The sequence below is a fragment of the Hymenobacter sp. BRD128 genome, assembly GCF_013256625.1.
Classification (GTDB): Bacteria; Bacteroidota; Bacteroidia; order Cytophagales; family Hymenobacteraceae; genus Hymenobacter.
On the sequence record NZ_CP053908.1, the window covers coordinates 3,750,502 to 3,765,735 of the forward strand.

18 protein-coding genes and 1 riboswitch are annotated in these 15,234 nt (G+C 62.0%); of the genes, 6 read left to right on the forward strand and 12 right to left on the reverse strand.

Annotation, left to right across the window (positions count from 1 at the left end):
* Nucleotides 1-87: 87 nt before the first annotated feature.
* A complete protein-coding gene (locus GKZ68_RS16685; protein ID WP_302052017.1) occupies nucleotides 88-615 on the forward strand; it encodes a biopolymer transporter ExbD in 528 nt (175 codons plus the stop codon).
* On the opposite strand, the gene GKZ68_RS16690 is transcribed toward GKZ68_RS16685, so the two are convergent.
* From GKZ68_RS16690 to mnmD, 4 genes are read right to left on the reverse strand one after another with little or no spacing between them, the layout of a single operon-like run.
* Nucleotides 599-1,144 (reverse strand): GDYXXLXY domain-containing protein, encoded by a 546-nt coding sequence (locus tag GKZ68_RS16690; RefSeq protein ID WP_173116772.1) that lies wholly within the window; start codon nucleotides 1,142-1,144, stop codon nucleotides 599-601. The two genes, GKZ68_RS16685 and GKZ68_RS16690, sit on opposite strands and share 17 nt — an antisense overlap.
* Nucleotides 1,144-2,427 carry a DUF2157 domain-containing protein gene (locus tag GKZ68_RS16695; RefSeq protein ID WP_173116774.1) on the reverse strand — a complete coding sequence of 428 codons (1,284 nt, stop codon included), beginning with the start codon at nucleotides 2,425-2,427 and terminating at the stop codon, nucleotides 1,144-1,146. The genes GKZ68_RS16690 and GKZ68_RS16695 overlap by 1 nt, the downstream gene beginning before the upstream one ends.
* The gene (locus GKZ68_RS16700) at nucleotides 2,417-2,713 is read right to left on the reverse strand and encodes a hypothetical protein (protein ID WP_173116776.1); all 297 of its coding nucleotides are present in this window, start codon (nucleotides 2,711-2,713) and stop codon (nucleotides 2,417-2,419) included. The genes GKZ68_RS16695 and GKZ68_RS16700 overlap by 11 nt, the downstream gene beginning before the upstream one ends.
* 60 nt (nucleotides 2,714-2,773) lie before the next feature.
* Nucleotides 2,774-3,508: a tRNA (5-methylaminomethyl-2-thiouridine)(34)-methyltransferase MnmD gene (gene mnmD, locus GKZ68_RS16705; RefSeq protein ID WP_173116778.1), complete on the reverse strand. Its 735-nt coding sequence runs from the start codon at nucleotides 3,506-3,508 to the stop codon at nucleotides 2,774-2,776.
* Nucleotides 3,509-3,529: 21 nt separating this feature from the next.
* Here mnmD and GKZ68_RS16710 point away from each other — a divergent pair, with 21 nt between their 5' ends.
* From GKZ68_RS16710 to GKZ68_RS16720, 3 genes are all read left to right on the forward strand, one after another.
* Nucleotides 3,530-3,952 carry a thioesterase family protein gene (locus GKZ68_RS16710; RefSeq protein ID WP_173116780.1) on the forward strand — a complete coding sequence of 141 codons (423 nt, stop codon included), beginning with the start codon at nucleotides 3,530-3,532 and terminating at the stop codon, nucleotides 3,950-3,952.
* A 7-nt stretch (nucleotides 3,953-3,959) separates the two neighbouring features.
* Complete coding sequence (locus GKZ68_RS16715) at nucleotides 3,960-4,571, forward strand: thiamine phosphate synthase (protein WP_173116782.1); 612 nt, start codon at nucleotides 3,960-3,962, stop codon at nucleotides 4,569-4,571.
* Nucleotides 4,572-4,741: 170 nt separating this feature from the next.
* Nucleotides 4,742-5,755: a hypothetical protein gene (locus GKZ68_RS16720; protein ID WP_173116784.1), complete on the forward strand. Its 1,014-nt coding sequence runs from the start codon at nucleotides 4,742-4,744 to the stop codon at nucleotides 5,753-5,755.
* Between the two features lie 12 nt (nucleotides 5,756-5,767).
* Here GKZ68_RS16720 and thiH read toward each other — a convergent pair whose 3' ends face one another.
* The 6 genes from thiH to thiS form a co-directional block, all read right to left on the reverse strand.
* Nucleotides 5,768-6,877 (reverse strand): 2-iminoacetate synthase ThiH, encoded by a 1,110-nt coding sequence (thiH, locus tag GKZ68_RS16725; RefSeq protein ID WP_173116786.1) that lies wholly within the window; start codon nucleotides 6,875-6,877, stop codon nucleotides 5,768-5,770.
* A gap of 90 nt (nucleotides 6,878-6,967) precedes the next feature.
* Entirely contained in the window at nucleotides 6,968-7,747 is a 780-nt protein-coding gene (locus GKZ68_RS16730; RefSeq protein ID WP_173116788.1) for a thiazole synthase, read from the reverse strand.
* Entirely contained in the window at nucleotides 7,744-8,376 is a 633-nt protein-coding gene (locus GKZ68_RS16735; protein WP_173116790.1) for a thiamine phosphate synthase, read from the reverse strand. The genes GKZ68_RS16730 and GKZ68_RS16735 overlap by 4 nt, the downstream gene beginning before the upstream one ends.
* A complete protein-coding gene (locus GKZ68_RS16740) occupies nucleotides 8,373-9,128 on the reverse strand; it encodes a hydroxymethylpyrimidine/phosphomethylpyrimidine kinase (RefSeq protein WP_173116792.1) in 756 nt (251 codons plus the stop codon). Before GKZ68_RS16740 ends, GKZ68_RS16735 begins: the two co-directional genes overlap by 4 nt.
* 91 nt (nucleotides 9,129-9,219) lie before the next feature.
* Entirely contained in the window at nucleotides 9,220-11,097 is a 1,878-nt protein-coding gene (gene thiC, locus GKZ68_RS16745) for a phosphomethylpyrimidine synthase ThiC (RefSeq protein WP_173116794.1), read from the reverse strand.
* Nucleotides 11,098-11,137: 40 nt separating this feature from the next.
* Nucleotides 11,138-11,341, reverse strand: coding sequence for a sulfur carrier protein ThiS (gene thiS / locus GKZ68_RS16750; RefSeq protein ID WP_173116796.1), 204 nt, complete (start codon nucleotides 11,339-11,341; stop codon nucleotides 11,138-11,140).
* 82 nt (nucleotides 11,342-11,423) lie between these two features.
* Nucleotides 11,424-11,521: riboswitch (TPP riboswitch) on the reverse strand.
* A 304-nt stretch (nucleotides 11,522-11,825) separates the two neighbouring features.
* Here thiS and GKZ68_RS22755 point away from each other — a divergent pair.
* Both GKZ68_RS22755 and rlmN read left to right on the forward strand, forming a co-directional pair.
* Nucleotides 11,826-12,131, forward strand: a complete 306-nt coding sequence (locus GKZ68_RS22755) for an energy transducer TonB (RefSeq protein ID WP_367949232.1) — start codon at nucleotides 11,826-11,828, stop codon at nucleotides 12,129-12,131.
* Between the two features lie 78 nt (nucleotides 12,132-12,209).
* Nucleotides 12,210-13,283: a 23S rRNA (adenine(2503)-C(2))-methyltransferase RlmN gene (rlmN, locus tag GKZ68_RS16760; RefSeq protein ID WP_173116798.1), complete on the forward strand. Its 1,074-nt coding sequence runs from the start codon at nucleotides 12,210-12,212 to the stop codon at nucleotides 13,281-13,283.
* A gap of 61 nt (nucleotides 13,284-13,344) precedes the next feature.
* Here the strand turns inward: rlmN and GKZ68_RS16765 are convergent, their stop codons facing one another.
* Both GKZ68_RS16765 and GKZ68_RS16770 read right to left on the reverse strand, forming a co-directional pair.
* Nucleotides 13,345-14,010, reverse strand: a complete 666-nt coding sequence (locus GKZ68_RS16765) for a hypothetical protein (protein ID WP_173116799.1) — start codon at nucleotides 14,008-14,010, stop codon at nucleotides 13,345-13,347.
* Nucleotides 14,011-14,030: 20 nt separating this feature from the next.
* On the reverse strand, nucleotides 14,031-15,008 hold the full coding sequence (locus tag GKZ68_RS16770; RefSeq protein ID WP_173116800.1) for a hypothetical protein: 978 nt from the start codon (nucleotides 15,006-15,008) through the stop codon (nucleotides 14,031-14,033).
* Nucleotides 15,009-15,234: the final 226 nt, after the last annotated feature.

The following is a 15,234-nucleotide window of genomic DNA, read 5'->3' on the forward strand; positions in this document are numbered from 1 at the left end:
AGCATCGGGAGGGTAGCTGCTGCTTTCGGTAGCGCCGCTGGGTGGCGGCGCGGGGCGGCGGCCCCACTCCTACCCCCATTCGCATGGCTGCCATCGAACCCTCCGCCCCCAAAGCCGGCAAAAAACCGCGCCCGCAAGCACAGCTTCCGCCTCGACATGACACCGATGGTGGACCTGGCGTTTCTGCTGCTCACGTTTTTTATGCTCACGACCACCTTCGCCAAGCCCCGCGTGATGCAGCTGCAAATGCCTGTCAAGCCGCAGGTGGATGACCAGAATACGCCCTTGCCAGCGTCCAAAGCCATGACGATTATCCTGGGCAGTGGGCACCAGGCATACTACTACTTCGGGCTAACCCAGCCCGACGACCCTAGCGTGCCAGTGCCCACGCTGCACACCACCAACTTTGGTCCCAAAGGCATCCGCCAGGCGCTGCTGGCCTGGGGCCAGCGGCGGCCCACGCCGGTGGTGCTCATCAAGGCCGGGCCGCGGGCCAAGTACAGCGACATGGTCGATATCCTGGACGAGATGAACATCACTGGCCAAAAGAAATACGCCCTCACGGACCTCACGGCGGCCGACCGCCAGCTGCTATCCCCTAGCGAGCGGCAGTAGGATTCTGGAGCAGTTCAACGCGCTCGATACGGGCCTGGCCCCAGGGCGCAATGCTGACGCGCACGCGCACGGCGGGGCTGGTTTTGCCGAGGCGTAGGGGGCTATCGCCAGGCACGTAGTAGCGCTCCAGGTTGTAGCGCAAACCCAGCGAGTGGTTGTAAACCTCGGTGACCCAGCCGCGCAGCACGGCTTGACCGGGGTTGGGATTCAGCGTTTGATCGTAGACGCCGGCCACGGTGGCGAGGCTATCGGGGCCGGTGTTTAGGAGCACGTACACGGCCTGGCGCCGCTGGGGCGGGCTAGCCCCACGCCAGGTGGTGAGCGGCGCCTCGGCGGCCGTATAGCGCAGGCGCACAAAGCTTTCGTATTGCAGGCTATGCAGCTCGACGGGCGCCGTGGCTAGCCAAATGTGCTGGCCGTAGGCCGTAGTGGCGTAGCCCGCGCCGGCCACGCCCAGCACGTAGAGCACCTGCGCCGCTACCAGCAGCCGCAGCAGCAAGCGGTGAGAAGGAGTGTGGCGGGTGGGCATCAGGCTAGGGGTTCTTGGGGCTGATTAGGTAAGGTGGGCGGCGTAGTAGGCGCGCTGCCGCTCGCCGCCGAAGCCACACCCGCAGCCAGGCGGCTCGCATTGCGGCGGCGCAAATACCAGCTCAAACTCAGCAGCAACACGCCGCCAATCAAGAAAAACAGCGACTTATCAAGGAAAGCCCAGGTGAGCTTGAAATAGGCGACCATGGTGGCGATGATGAACAGCACCGTGCCCAGCGTGAGCTGCTCGGCCTCGCCCGAGCGGTGGGCGCGGGCCAGCACCGAGCCGGCGTGCACGTACAGCACCACCAGCGTGGCAATGGCCAGCGGCAGCCCACCCGGCAGGTAAAAGCCCGGCAACAGCAACAGCCAGTCGGGCAGGCTAGCCAGCCGGCCCTGCTGCCGTTTGCCGGCCACCGACAGCGCAAAAACTGCCCCCAGCGCCCCCAGATAGGCCAGCACCGGCGGGCGCAGCTGCCCGGCATATTGGTCGGTTTCGCCAAACAGGGCTAGCCCCAGCGCAAACAAGTAGGCTGCTACCAGCGGCGGGCCTTGCAGGGCGCGGCCGGCGGCGCGGTCGCGGTGCCAGTCGCCGGCCGCGTACACGAGCATGGCCGGGATGAAAAACCAGGTGATTTTGCTGTGCGAAAGCGCCACCCACAGCGCCGCCTGCCACAGCAAGCCCAGCGCTAGCACGGAAGCTAGCAGGGTGTCGGGGCGGCGCCACCAACGGTAGCCGCTGCCCAGCGCCACCAGTGCCACAATGGTGTAGCTGAAAATACCCAGCGCCTGGGTGCAATATGTCTGCACCGCCGCGCCGATAACTATCGGCAGCAGAATTAAGCTCTGACTTTCATACAGATAGCTCAGCAGCACGCCCACCACTACCCAGGCCAGTAGCCCGCTAACATCGTAGCCCACCAGTTGGTAGAGCTGGCTAGTGAGGATAATGCCCGCCCCAAACAGCACCAGCCCGAGGCCGATGAGCCCGTGCCCCACGCGCCGGTTGCCGCGCCGCAAAAAGTACTCGCCGCCCGCATAGGCCGCCACTAGGCTGCCCAGCAGCAGCCCTAGCCGCAACGGGGTGGGTAGGCGCTGCCAGTTGGCCGCCACCACGCTCAGCGCGCTCAGGCCCACCAAAATGCTGCCCAGTAGCGGCAGCAGCCCCACGGCCTGCACGGCATCGGAGGGGTAGCGGGCGAGCAGGCGCTCGCGCTGCGCCTCCGTGATGAGGCCCTCGGTGACCCAGGCGGGGCTTTCGGTTTCGAGAAATTTACGACTCATGCGGGGTGCAACCTACGGCGGCCGGCGCGGGCAGGGCCTCCTCCACCAGTTCTTCAATGAGTGCGTCGAGGCCGTGGTACCAGTCGATGTGGGGCGAGGTGACGCTGCAGCCGCCCGGCCGGGGCGGGCAGGTGGTCACGGCCCAGCGGTAGCGGCACTGCGGGCAGGTGCCGGCCGTTTCAAACGTGTTCCAGACGTGGCCGCAGCGGCACTGCCAGTGCGCGCCGCCGTCGGGCTCCCAGTGGCAGTTGGGGCAATAAATTTCGATAGCAGCGTCGGTAGCCATAGCAAGGTGGGAGTAGCGCGGACTTTTAGTCCGCGAGTGGAAAAAACTGATACTGGCGGACTAAAAGTCCGCGCTACTGCCCGCCGCCGGTTTGCGGGCGCGGGTCATTTCGCGCTTGCCGGGCGGGCCAGGCAGCTTTTCAGTGAGCCAGCCGGCGGCCCGCAGGTTGCGCCGAAACTGACCCTGGGCGCAGTAGCTCACCAGCACCGCGCCGGGCGCGGCGGCGGCGTAGAGCTTAGCAAATATGGCCTCGGTCCACAGCTCGGGCTGCTTTTCGGGGGCGAAGGCGTCGAAATAGATAAGGTTGTAGTGATTAGCAGGCAAGGCGGCGTTTTGCACTTCGGCTAGCCGTTTGGTAAGGCTAAAAATGATTGTGAGGGCTAACGGCTCATTCCAGGGCGCAGTATGCAACTGTGCAAAGGCGTCGCGCAATGCAGGAATGTCTTCCCACTGTGGGGCAAGGGCAGCAACGGCAGCAGCAGGCAGAGGCATGGTTTCGTAGCCATCGTAAGCTACTGCCACGCAGTGTCTCCGAGCAGCTTTTAAGGTTAGCAGGGCATTGAGACCGGTGCCAAGGCCCACTTCCAGTACCTGTAGTGGGTAGTCCAGCTGACCACTGTTTTCCCACAAAAGCGGCTGTAATCCCGCCTCGATAAACACGTGCCGCGACTCCTGCGCCGCGCCGTGGCGCGAGTGGTAGTGCTCATCCAAGGCGGGCACGTAGAGCGTGGGCGAACCGTCGGCGGTGGTGCGCACCTCTATTTTTGACGCATAGTCAGCTTGCTCACTGCTCATGGTTACCTGTTCACTGAAAAAATGCCCCGCGTAAAAGTAAGTTTGCCCGAAAGCTTCGGCTTCGCGGTGGAGATTCCCGTCCGCATCACCGACCTCAATTACGGTGCCCACTTGGGCAACGATGCCTTGCTGAGCATCCTGCACGAGGCGCGGGTGCAGTTTCTAGCCAGCCTCGGCGCGGCCGAGTTCGACCAGGCTAGCCAGCTAGGATTCATCATGGTCGATGTGGCGATAGAGTACAAGGGCGAGGCCTTTCACGGCGACGTGCTGCACATTAATCTGGCCGCTAATGACCAGAATAAATACGGCTTCGACATCGTGTACCACGTCAAAAATCAATCCGGTAAGGAGATAGCCCGCGCCAAAACCGGCATGCTCTGTTTCGACTACAACACCCGCAAGCTGCGTGCCCTACCCCCCCAGCTAGCGGCCAAACTCCGCTAGCCCCGCCGTGTTTCGCCTCGTCGTCCTCACCGCGCCCACGGCCCCGCCCGAGGAGCCGCGCCTACTCACCGAGTTGCTGGCAACCGGCCTGGAGCGCCTGCACCTGCGCAAGCCCAGTTGGCCGGCCGAAGCGCTGGAAAACCTCATTGAGGCTCTGCCGGTGCAGTTTCACTCGCGCTTAGTGCTGCACGGCCACCCCGAGTTGGTGCGGCGCTACGGGCTGGGCGGCTTGCACCTCACGGCCAGCCAGCGAGCAACTATTATGCGCCGCCCGGCGCTGTTACCTGGCCAAACGCTCTCCACGTCCTTCCACTCGCTGGCCGAAATAGCCCGCGCACGCCGCCGCTACAACTACGTATTTCTAAGCCCCATTTTCGACAGCCTCAGCAAAGCGGGGTATGCCAGCAATTTTGACCTAACCACCGTGCGGGCTTTTTTACAAAAACGGGCGGCTAGCCCTACCCGCCAACCGCAGGTTGTGGCGCTAGGAGGCATTGATAGCCAAACTAGTAAGCTAGCGCGAACGGCGGGCTTTGCGGGAGCGGCAGTGCTCGGCGCAATTTGGCAAAGCCCCGACCCAGTAGCCGCGTTTCGGGAGTTGCGCGTGGGGCTGGGCTAGCGACGGGCAAAAGCGACCGGCTCGCTTCCCTACCCTCCCCCCTAGCCGCGACCCAAAAAGCCGTTCGCCCCATCGTTGCCGTAGTAGGGAGTACCAAGTCCCTTAGCGCTAGCACGGCTAGTGGCAATTAAACCAATAAGCCCTCTCTACCAATCTCTTATCCCACCCCAATGCAATACGGTATGTGCTTTGATGGCAGCGTGGTGCGCGGCCGCGGCGACGATGGCCGCCCCCTACACTTCTCCAATACCCGCGCCACGGGCCACGTCGAGCACGCCGAGTTTCACTACCGCCGAGCGCGCCAGATGGGCCTCACCCTCTTCCGCGATACCATCCTCTGGGACGAAGCCCGCCGCCAGCCCGACTACGCCTGGCTCGACCGCCTGCAAGCCCTCAGTCACGGCCAGATAGAGCTGGTACTGAACCACTACGCCCTGCCCGAGTGGCTAGATGAGGCCAGCTTTTGGGGCGAAAGCGCGGCCACCGCCATGTACGAGCTGAGCTACCAGGTGGCGCGGCGCTACCCGGGCGCGTTTCGCAGCTACAATGTGGGCGCCGAGCTGGGCATCTGGACCGATTGGATTGCGGCCCCCAACAACCGGCAGTGGCCCTTCGGCAACCGCTCGTGGTGGGACGTGTACCGCCAAACCAGCGCCATTACCATCGCCATCGCCCGGGGCCTCAAGGCTGGCGACCCCACCTGCCGCACCGCCATGAGCGAGCCCTGGGGCTGGGACCCTGCCGTGCCTTGGGCCGACCAGGCCCGGCCCTTCGCCACCCTGCTGGGGCAGCCCGATGAGGTGGCGGTGGCGAATAATTGCTTTACCTGGCAGCAGGGTCACGCCGGCCTGCTCGACATCGTGGGCCTCAATATTTACTTCGAAAACGACATCCCCGGTATGCTAGCGGCAGCCCGGCGGCTCTTCCCCGCCCAGCACGTAGTCGTGGCCGAAACCGGCAACCTGCTCCGCCCCGATTGCCACCCGCCCGCCCTGTGGTGGGCCAAGTTCGAGGCCCTGGCCGAGCCCGACCTGGAAGTGAGCTGGAGCCCCGGCCTCACCATGCTTACCCACGAGCTGGGCGAGCGCATGGCCGGCAACCTACTCAGCGAGGACGGCACCACGCACTGGCTGCGCCCCGATTTGGTGCCAGGTGCCCGGCAGCCGGCGCAGGTGCTGGGCTAGCTCCTACCCCCGCTAGGCCAGCGCCGCGTCCCAATCCTTCCACACTGGCTCGTAGCCCTGGCGGCGCAGCATGGCGGCTATTTCGGCCGGACTGCGCTCATCGGAAATCTCGAACTGCTCCAGCGACTCGGGCGCCACCGCGTAGCCGCCCGGATTGGTCTTCGAACCCGCGCTAATACTGGTGATGCCTAGTTTGATAACCTGGTCGCGGAAGGCCGGGTTTTCGCGGGTTGAGAGCGATAGCTCGACTTCTTCATTCAGCAGGCGGTAGGCGCAAATGAGCTGCACCAGCTCGCGGTCGCTCATTTCCACCTTGGGCTGAAGCAGGCCCTCGGCCGGCCGCAGGCGCGGGAAAGAGAGGCTGTACTTGGTCTGCCAGTAGGTCTTTTCGAGGTAGTCGAGGTGCAGCGCGGTATAGAAGCAGTCGGTGCGCCAGTCCTCCAGGCCGATGAGCACCCCTAGCCCCATCTTGTGGATGCCGGCCCGGCCGAGGCGGTCGGGCGTATCGAGGCGGTACTGGAAGTTAGACTTTTTGCCTTTGGGGTGGTGCTTTTTGTAGTCCTCTTGGTGGTAAGTTTCCTGGTACACCAGCACCGTATTAAGGCCTTCGGGAATGAGGCGCTCGTAGTCGGCTTGGTCGAGCGGCTGCACCTCCATCGACAAATGAGCGAAGTGCGGGCGCAGGGTTTTTAACGCTTTCTCCAAGTAATCGACGCCCACCGTCTGGTTGGCTTCGCCCGTCACGAGCAGCACGTGGCCGTAGCCCCAGTCCTTGAGCACGGCCGCTTCAGTTAACATCTCCACGCTACTCAGGGTACGCCGTTTTAGCTTGTTATCGAGGCTAAAGCCGCAATAGGTGCAGATATTCTGGCACTCATTACTCAAGTACAGCGGCACATACAGCTGCATGGTATTGCCAAAGCGATTGCGCGTGAGGCGATGGCTAGCCTGCGCCATCTGCTCCAGGTAAGGCGCGGCGGCGGGCGAGATGAGCGCCTTAAAATCGTCGAGCGTGCGGCGCGGCGCGGCTAGGGCGCGCTCCACGTCGGCCGCCGTTTTGGCGTAGATACTGGCCTTGACATCGTCCCACGGGTGGGCCTCAAAAACGGGGCGAAAGCTCATCTGATAACGACTAGTGACTACTAAACTCGCCTGTCATTGCGAGCGCAGCGCGGCAATGACAGGCGAGTTATCGGGATAAATTATTGGCAATCAATCCAAGAAAGCAGTGAGCGGCGAGCTGGCCACCGCCTCGGCGTGCGCCACCGGCGCGGCCAGCCGCGCCTCATAGGCCAGCCGACCGGCCTCCACGGCCGTTCTAAATGCGTGCGCCATAGCCACCGGCTGCCCGGCCACGGCGATGGCCGTGTTCACGAGCACCGCATCGGCGCCTATTTCCAGCGCCGCCGCCGCGTGCGAGGGCGCGCCGATGCCCGCATCCACCACCACCGGCACCTTGCTCTGGCCGATTATTATTTCCAAAAACTCCTTAGTCAGCAGCCCTTTATTGGAGCCGATGGGCGAGCCTAGCGGCATCACGGCGGCTACGCCCACTTCTTCGAGGCGCTTGCACAGCACCGGGTCGGCGTGGATGTAGGGCAGCACCACGAAGCCCATCTTCACCAGCTCCTCGGCGGCTTTCAGGGTTTCGATGGGGTCGGGCAGCAGGTACTTGGGGTCGGGGTGAATTTCGAGCTTGAGCCAATTAGTTTCCAACGCCTCGCGGGCTAGCTGGGCAGCGAAAACCGCCTCCTTGGCGGTGCGCACGCCCGAGGTATTAGGCAGTAGGCTGAACTGCGGGTGCCCGAGGTGGCGCAGGATATCGTCGTTGGTATCGGCCACGTCGACGCGCTTAAGGGCCACCGTCACCAGCTCCGAGCCGGAAGCTAACAGGGCCTCTTCCATCAGGGCCGACGAGCTGAACTTGCCCGTGCCCGTGAATAGCCGCGAGGTGAACGTGCGGCCAGCAATTACCAGCGGTTGAGTTTTCATAAGCTTGCTATTGACTGAGGGCTAGATACTTCTTCCACAAAAAGCTGGGCCGCCTCCGTAGGGTTAGCCGCGCCACCAATGGCCCCCGACACGGCCACGCCATGCAAACCGGCGGCTAGTAACTCCGCCACATCGGCCAGCCCTACCCCTCCGATACCGACCACCGGCGTCGTGAAACCAGCTGCCCGGCACTGCGCCATGATTTCGGCGTAGCCACTTAGCCCCAGAATCGGACTTAGCTTTTCCTTGGTCGTGGTGAAGCGAAACGGCCCTAGCCCGATGTACTCAACGCCGGCCGCCACTAGCCCCTCAATATCGGCAAACGTGTTAGCGGTGCCGCCGATAACAAAGTCCGGCCCTAGCAGCGCCCGCGCCTCGGCCGGCGGCATATCCTGCTTGCCCAGGTGCACGCCATCGGCGCCGATTTCGAGGGCTAGCGCCGGGTTGTCGTTGAGAATGAAGGTGGCGCCGTGGTGGCGGCAGACTACCTGCACGTCGAGGGCGCGCTGCTTCCACTCGGCGGCCGGCAGGTTTTTAACCCGCAGCTGCACCCAATTCACCCTGCCCCGGCAAGCCAGCTCGGCCGCCTGGGCGCTCGTCGTAATATACTGTAGCCGACTGATTTTCATAATACTTCTAAAAAAGAATGATACCCTAGCCATGTATCGTTGCTGCCCAAAAAGGCGGCCGTGTAGGTCTTACCCTGCCAGCAGGCTTCGGGCAAGTCGTCGCCCAGCGCCAGCCGGGCCAAGATGGCGGCCGACAGCACGCAGCCGCTGCCGTGCTTCTCGCCGTGCGGCAGGCGGGGGCTAGCCAGCGTGTGGCGCACCTCGGGCATGAGCAGCACGTCGGTGGCAAAGTCGCCCTCGGCGTGGCCACCTTTCAGCAGCACCGGGCACCAGACGGCCAGTGTTTCGGCGGCGGCCTCGGGGCTAGCGGCGGGCAGCAGGCGCAGCGCCTCGGGCCGGTTGGGGGTGAGGAGTGCCAGCTCGCAGCAAATGGCTTGCAGCAGTTCGATGTCGGGCCGGGCGTGAAACTCGTAGCCGGCCGTGGCCTGTAGCACCGGGTCCCAGATGAGTTGCACAGCTGGGTTATATGCTTTGAGCCAGCGAATTAACTCCAGCAGCAGTGGCAAACTTTCGAAAAGACCAATTTTGATAAACTTGACCGGAAACCGCACCAGCAATAGTTGAACTTGGTCCTGAATGTCGGCCAGCGGCACCCAGTTCACGCGCTCAAACGCCACGTCGTTCTGCACCGTGAGGGCGGTGCAAGCGGCTAGCCCATACACGCCGCTAGCCTCCATTGTCTTGACATCGGCCAGCACGCCGGCCCCGGCGCTGGGGTCGAAGCCGGCAATGGTGAGGGCGTAAGGGCGCATAAGAAAGATGTAGCGTGGACGCTGCGAGTCCGCGCGTGGTAACGTTGAGATGATAACACGCGCGGACTCGCAGAGGCCACGCTACCTAGCGCTACAGATAAATCTCGCTGCCCTTCTGCACGAACTCGCGCGACTTCTCGCGCAACCCCTCCGCTAGCACTTGGGCCGCCGTCATTTCCTGCGTAGCCGCGTAGTCGCGCACTTCCTGCGTGATTTTCATGGAGCAGAAGTGCGGGCCGCACATTGAGCAGAAGTGCGCCACCTTGGCGCCTTCGGCGGGTAGGGTTTCGTCGTGATACTCGCGGGCGGTGTCGGGGTCGAGGCTGAGGTTGAATTGGTCTTCCCACCGGAACTCGAAGCGGGCCTTACTCAGGGCGTTGTCGCGGTACTGCGCGCCGGGGTGGCCCTTGGCAAGGTCGGCGGCGTGGGCCGCGATTTTGTAGGCGATTACGCCGTCCTTCACATCCTGCTTGTTGGGCAGGCCCAGGTGCTCCTTGGGCGTCACGTAGCAGAGCATGGCGGTGCCAAACCAGCCTATCATGGCCGCCCCGATGGCCGACGTAATGTGGTCGTAGCCGGGCGCAATGTCCGTCGTGAGCGGCCCCAGCGTGTAGAACGGCGCCTCGTGGCACTCCTTCAGTTGCTTGTCCATGTTCTCCTTGATGAGGTGCATGGGCACATGGCCGGGGCCTTCTATCATCACCTGCACGTCGTGCTTCCAGGCAATTTTGGTCAGCTCGCCCAACGTTTCCAGCTCGGCAAACTGGGCCTCGTCGTTGGCATCGGCGATGGAGCCAGGGCGCAGGCCGTCGCCCAGCGAGAAGGCCACGTCGTAGGCCTTCATAATCTCGCAAATCTCCTCGAAGTGGGTATAGAGGAAGCTCTCCTTATGGTGCGCTAGGCACCACTTGGCCATAATGGAGCCGCCGCGCGACACGATGCCCGTCACCCGCTTGGCGGTCATCGGCACGTAGCGCAGCAGCACGCCCGCGTGGATGGTGAAGTAATCCACGCCCTGCTCGGCCTGCTCGATGAGCGTATCGCGAAACAGCTCCCAGGTGAGGTCCTCGGCTTTGCCGTTTACCTTTTCCAGCGCCTGGTAGATGGGCACCGTACCCACCGGCACCGGGCAGTTGCGGATAATCCACTCGCGGGTTTCGTGGATGTTCTTACCGGTGCTGAGGTCCATGAGCGTGTCGCCGCCCCAGCGGCAGCTCCACACGGCCTTATCTACCTCCTCCTCAATACTTGAGGTCACGGCCGAGTTACCGATGTTAGTATTGATTTTCACCAGGAAATTGCGCCCGATAATCATGGGCTCGCTCTCCGGGTGATTGATGTTCGACGGAATAACAGCCCGGCCGGCGGCCACTTCCTGGCGCACAAACTCGGCCGTGATATGGTCCTCCGGCGTGTTGGCCCCGAAGCTGTGGCCGCGGTGCTGGGTGCGTAGCGGGTCGTCCTGGGGCAGCTCGTCGAAGCGCTGGTTTTCGCGGATGGCGATGTACTCCATCTCGGGCGTGATGATGCCCTTTTTGGCGTAGTGCATCTGGCTCACGTTGGCGCCGGCCCTGGCGCGCAGCGGGGCCGCAATGTGCTCGAAGCGCAGGTGGTCGAGACTGGCGTCGGCGGCGCGCTGCTGGCCGTAGTCGGAGGTGGTGCCGGCTAACTGCTCCACGTCGCCGCGCTCCAGAATCCAGCTTTCGCGCAGGCGCGGCAGGCCTTTTTTCAGGTCAATTTCGACATTCGGGTCGGTGTAGGGGCCGCTGGTGTCGTACACCGTCACGGGCGGGTTCTGCTCCGACGGAAAGCCGAAATCGAACTTGCGCTCGGTGTCGGCCAGCGCAATTTCACGCATCGCCACCCGGATATTGGGGTGTAGCTTGCCCGGCACGTAAATCTTGCGCGAGCCGGTGAGGGGCTGGCGCTCCACCAGCGTCTGCTGAGGGGCTTGGTCTTTCTTTTTCATCTCGATGGGATGGGGTAGGAAAAGAGAGGTCGGCCCACGCCTACCCCCCCTGAGTGGCGCGAATAAGCAGAATGCGGTCGTGGGGCTGCACGGCGTGGCTGGCCCACTCGGTGCGGGGCACCACCTGGTCGTTCACAGCCACGGCGAGGCCGCGCGTCTGGACCTGGTCCAGCGCGGCCAAGAGGTCAGCGAGCGGCTGGTTTTCAGTGGCTTCGTGGGCCGAATTGTTTACGTAGCAAACCATGCAACTAGCACTAGTTGAGACAATGGGAAGTCCATAAACAATAGGCGGCGCCAGCCACGGCTAGCCCCGTAAGGCAGCCGCAAAGCGGTCCAGTACTTTTCCCTTCGCCAGCATTACCTGGTTCAGGTTCGGAGGGTATCGTCTCAGCCTTGCTCGCGCAAAGCACCCCTAAAGTTTACAGTGGCGAAGGTAGGCGGCGAATTATGAGCGTTGGTTGAATCAGGCCGGTTTTGCCGAAATTTTATTCAACGCCACAGCGAGCAGCAATTCATGCCAGTTTGCTTTTTGCTAAGGAAGTATACTTTTATCAAATCTTTATTCTCTTACTCGCATGGGCCCATTTTTACAAAATTCCCTTCGACTAGCTCTGTCATATTGCGCTGCATTTTTCGTTATACAACCAGTGGCGGCGCAAACTGCTGCTATGCCAGCCAAAGTGTATGCTTACGTGGAGCAAATGCCTCATTTGCCTGGCGACAATAGCATGGCAGGGATAGTGAAAGCTATTCAGCAACACGTCGTTTATCCGCCCGATGCATTGCGCGAGCAGGTACAAGGCCGCATATTCGTCACATTTGTGGTAGCTGCTGACGGTCAGGAGCAACACGTGGCAATTGTTAAAGGTCTCCGGCCCGACTGCGATTCGGCAGTGGTGTGGGCGGTTCGCCAGCTACCACGGTTTGAGCCTGGTATCAACAAAGGGGAACCAGTGGCCGTGAGCTTCACCGCACCGGTTAACTTCGCCATCACGGCTCCTAGTCCACGTAAGCCTGGGTTGACACCTCGCTAGCCGCCGAGACATTTATACAATTAACCAAAGCAGGTAGTAGTGGGAACCCAACGCGTTGGCTGTTTGTATCTTTGCCCTATGTTACTGGAACTCGAACTCGCCCCCGCTAAACGCGACATCCGCAAAACCTCGCCCGACGACCTCAAGGCGTTTATGGTGGAGCATGGTGAAAAGCCGTTCCGCGCCAAGCAGGTGACGGAGTGGCTGTGGAAGAACACGGCCGGCTCGTTTGAGGAAATGAACAACATCTCGCTGAGCACCCGCGAGTTGCTAGCCCGCCACTTCGTGATAAACGGCGTGGCCGTGCAAAACCAGCAGCTCAGCAATGACGGCACTATTAAGTCGGCTTTCCGGCTGCACGATGGCAACATTGTGGAGGGCGTGCTCATTCCGCACGACACGCGCATGACGGCCTGCATCAGCAGCCAGGTGGGCTGCTCGCTCACGTGTAAGTTTTGCGCCACCGGCTACATGGACCGCAAGCGCAACCTCGACGCGGCCGAGATTTACGACCAAGTGGTGCGCATTCGGGAGCAGTGCGAGGCCCAGTACGGCACGCCGCTCACCAACATCGTGTACATGGGCATGGGCGAGCCGCTACTCAACTACGCCAACGTGGTAGAAAGCGTGCGCCGCATCACCGCCCCCGACGGCCTGAACATGGCCCCGCGCCGCATCACCATCAGCACGGCCGGCATCGCCAAGATGATAAAGAAGCTGGCTGATGATGACGTGAAGGCCAACCTCGCCCTGAGCCTGCACGCGCCCAACGACACGAAGCGCAACGAGATTATGCCCATCAACGAGGCCAACTCGCTGGCGGCCCTCAAGGACGCGCTGCAATACTACCACCAGAAAACCGGCCGCAAAGTCACCTACGAATACATTGTGTTCGAGAACTTTAACGATGGCCTGGAGGATGCCGCCGAGCTCTACACCATCTCGAAGTGGCTGCCCTGCAAGATTAACCTCATCGAGTATAACCCCATCGAAAACGCGGCTTACCAGAACGCGGAGGCCGATAAAATCACGGCCTTTCACAAGTATCTGGCCGACCGCGGCGTGCAAACCAACATCCGCCGCAGCCGGGGCAAGGACATTGATGCCGCCTGCGGGCAGCTCGCCAACAAGGAGAAGGCAGAAGCAGCGTAGCCCGCGCGCTTATTACACAAAACCCCCGCTGCCGGCCTGGCAGCGGGGGTTTTGTGTGGTATCACTTGGTATCTTTTAAGAGCATAAGCGTTGACAGGCAATTTTGCTGCATGTCTTCCGTGACGCGGCCGGCTAGCCGCTCTATCACCGGCTGGCTATTACCGTTGGGCCCGTATAACTGCATAATCTGTGGGCCGCGCCTGATGAGGGAGGCATTGAATTCTTGGTGAAAAAGCTCGACGCGCTCGGCCGATGACTTGCCTTTGAAAGCCCCGGCGGTTTGCAAAGCGGCTAGCCGCTGGCACAGCTCGTCGCCCCACGCCTTGATAAACTCGTCCTCACCGGCGGCCGTCTGCCTGAATCGGTTGTAGAGCTGCGTAGCTGCCGGGCAGGCCCGGATGAGCTGCACGGCCACGGCAGTTGGCAGGTAGGCGCGTAGCTGCTCGTAGGCCCCGGCCACCTTAGCTTGGGCGGCTACTTGCCGGATGGTGGCCACTCGCTTTTCGATGGTTTGGGAGAGTACTTGCTCAAAGGCAGCCTGCGCCTGTACCGGACTCAGCGTGGCCGTGCTAGGCCCAGCCGCCAGCTGCTGGCAGGCCTCGCCTGCCAGGCTCCGGGCTAGCTGAGTTTGGCCGGCTACCGTGTCGGCGAGGGCTAGCGATGCGGCTAGGGCGGCCGGGCCTGCGGCAAGGAGCCACAAGCTAGCCACTAAAACGAGTTGCTTCATGCTACGAAACTACTGCTAGCCTACCGCAGCTTGGTTTTGCCAAAGCGGTACGCTACATCCAGGTAGGCCGGATAGATGCCACTGTCGTTCCGCGAGTTGTAATACAATGCCCCCAGGCTGCCGCTAAAGCGCGGCGAGGCGTAGCGGAGGCCTGCCAGCCCGGCAATGCCGCCGCTGCCATCAAAGCTGGTGATATACGTTTCGTTGACCACCGAAAACAGGCGCGACACCCGCACGTTGGCCCCGAAAACGCCCACTGGTGAGTTGCCAATGCCGTCGCTACCAAAGCCATAGCCCAGGCCGAAGGTCACGTTGGTATCGGCCGAGCCATAGGTAGCCAGGCCATAGCCCACGCCGGCGCTGCCACTGCCGCCGCCTACACCCGTAGCAAAACCGTAGAGCACCCCCGCGCCTACACGAAAGTTATTGCTCACCGGCACGCTGGCTTTGGGCGTGATGGCGATGGCCGGAACGCCAAAAAACGGGATTACGGGCACTAGCAGCCCCAGCGAAATATTATCGGTCAGGCCGTAATTGACTCCTAGCAGAAACACGTTGAGCGCCTGCACGTAACCTTCGCCTTGGTACAGGTTGCGGGCCGTAGGGGCAATGAACATGCGTGTGCCGTTGCCCACGTAATCGAAGCCCCGCCGGGCCTGCTCGGGCGTCTGCGACATGAGCTGCCGCACGCTGGCCCGCTGCACCGTAACCAGGCCCAATTCCTTGGTTTCGAAGGTCAGCGTTTGGTCGGTGCTGGCGCGGAGCGTGCCGCTAAACTGCGTGCCCCCAACGGTTTCTATACTGTATAGCTGCCCAATAACTTCCGAATGACCGATGACTATGGCCGATGGCAACGCAGTAGCCAGGCGGGCAGGGCTCTCCGGGCTAGCGGGCAGCGGCTGGGGTGGCTGCGGAGCACCAGGCAAAACCGGCTGCTGGGCAAACCCTGGCCCAACTACCAGACTTAGCAACCCCCACAGTAGTAAGTGAATACGCATTCGCAAAAGCTGCCAGGGAAATGGTTGGCTGCTTTCACAAAGATGCAGGGCATCTCCTATGCAGTTGCAAAGTTAATTGTTTGACAGTCAGACACTAAATCAGGCACTTTCCGATGTATTTTCCCACACACCGGCCATACACAATTAGTTGATGAATAATTGATTAAGCTGCGTCGCTGGCTTTTTTACCGTGTCAAAAATCTGACTTTTGGAGCATTCAGGCAGC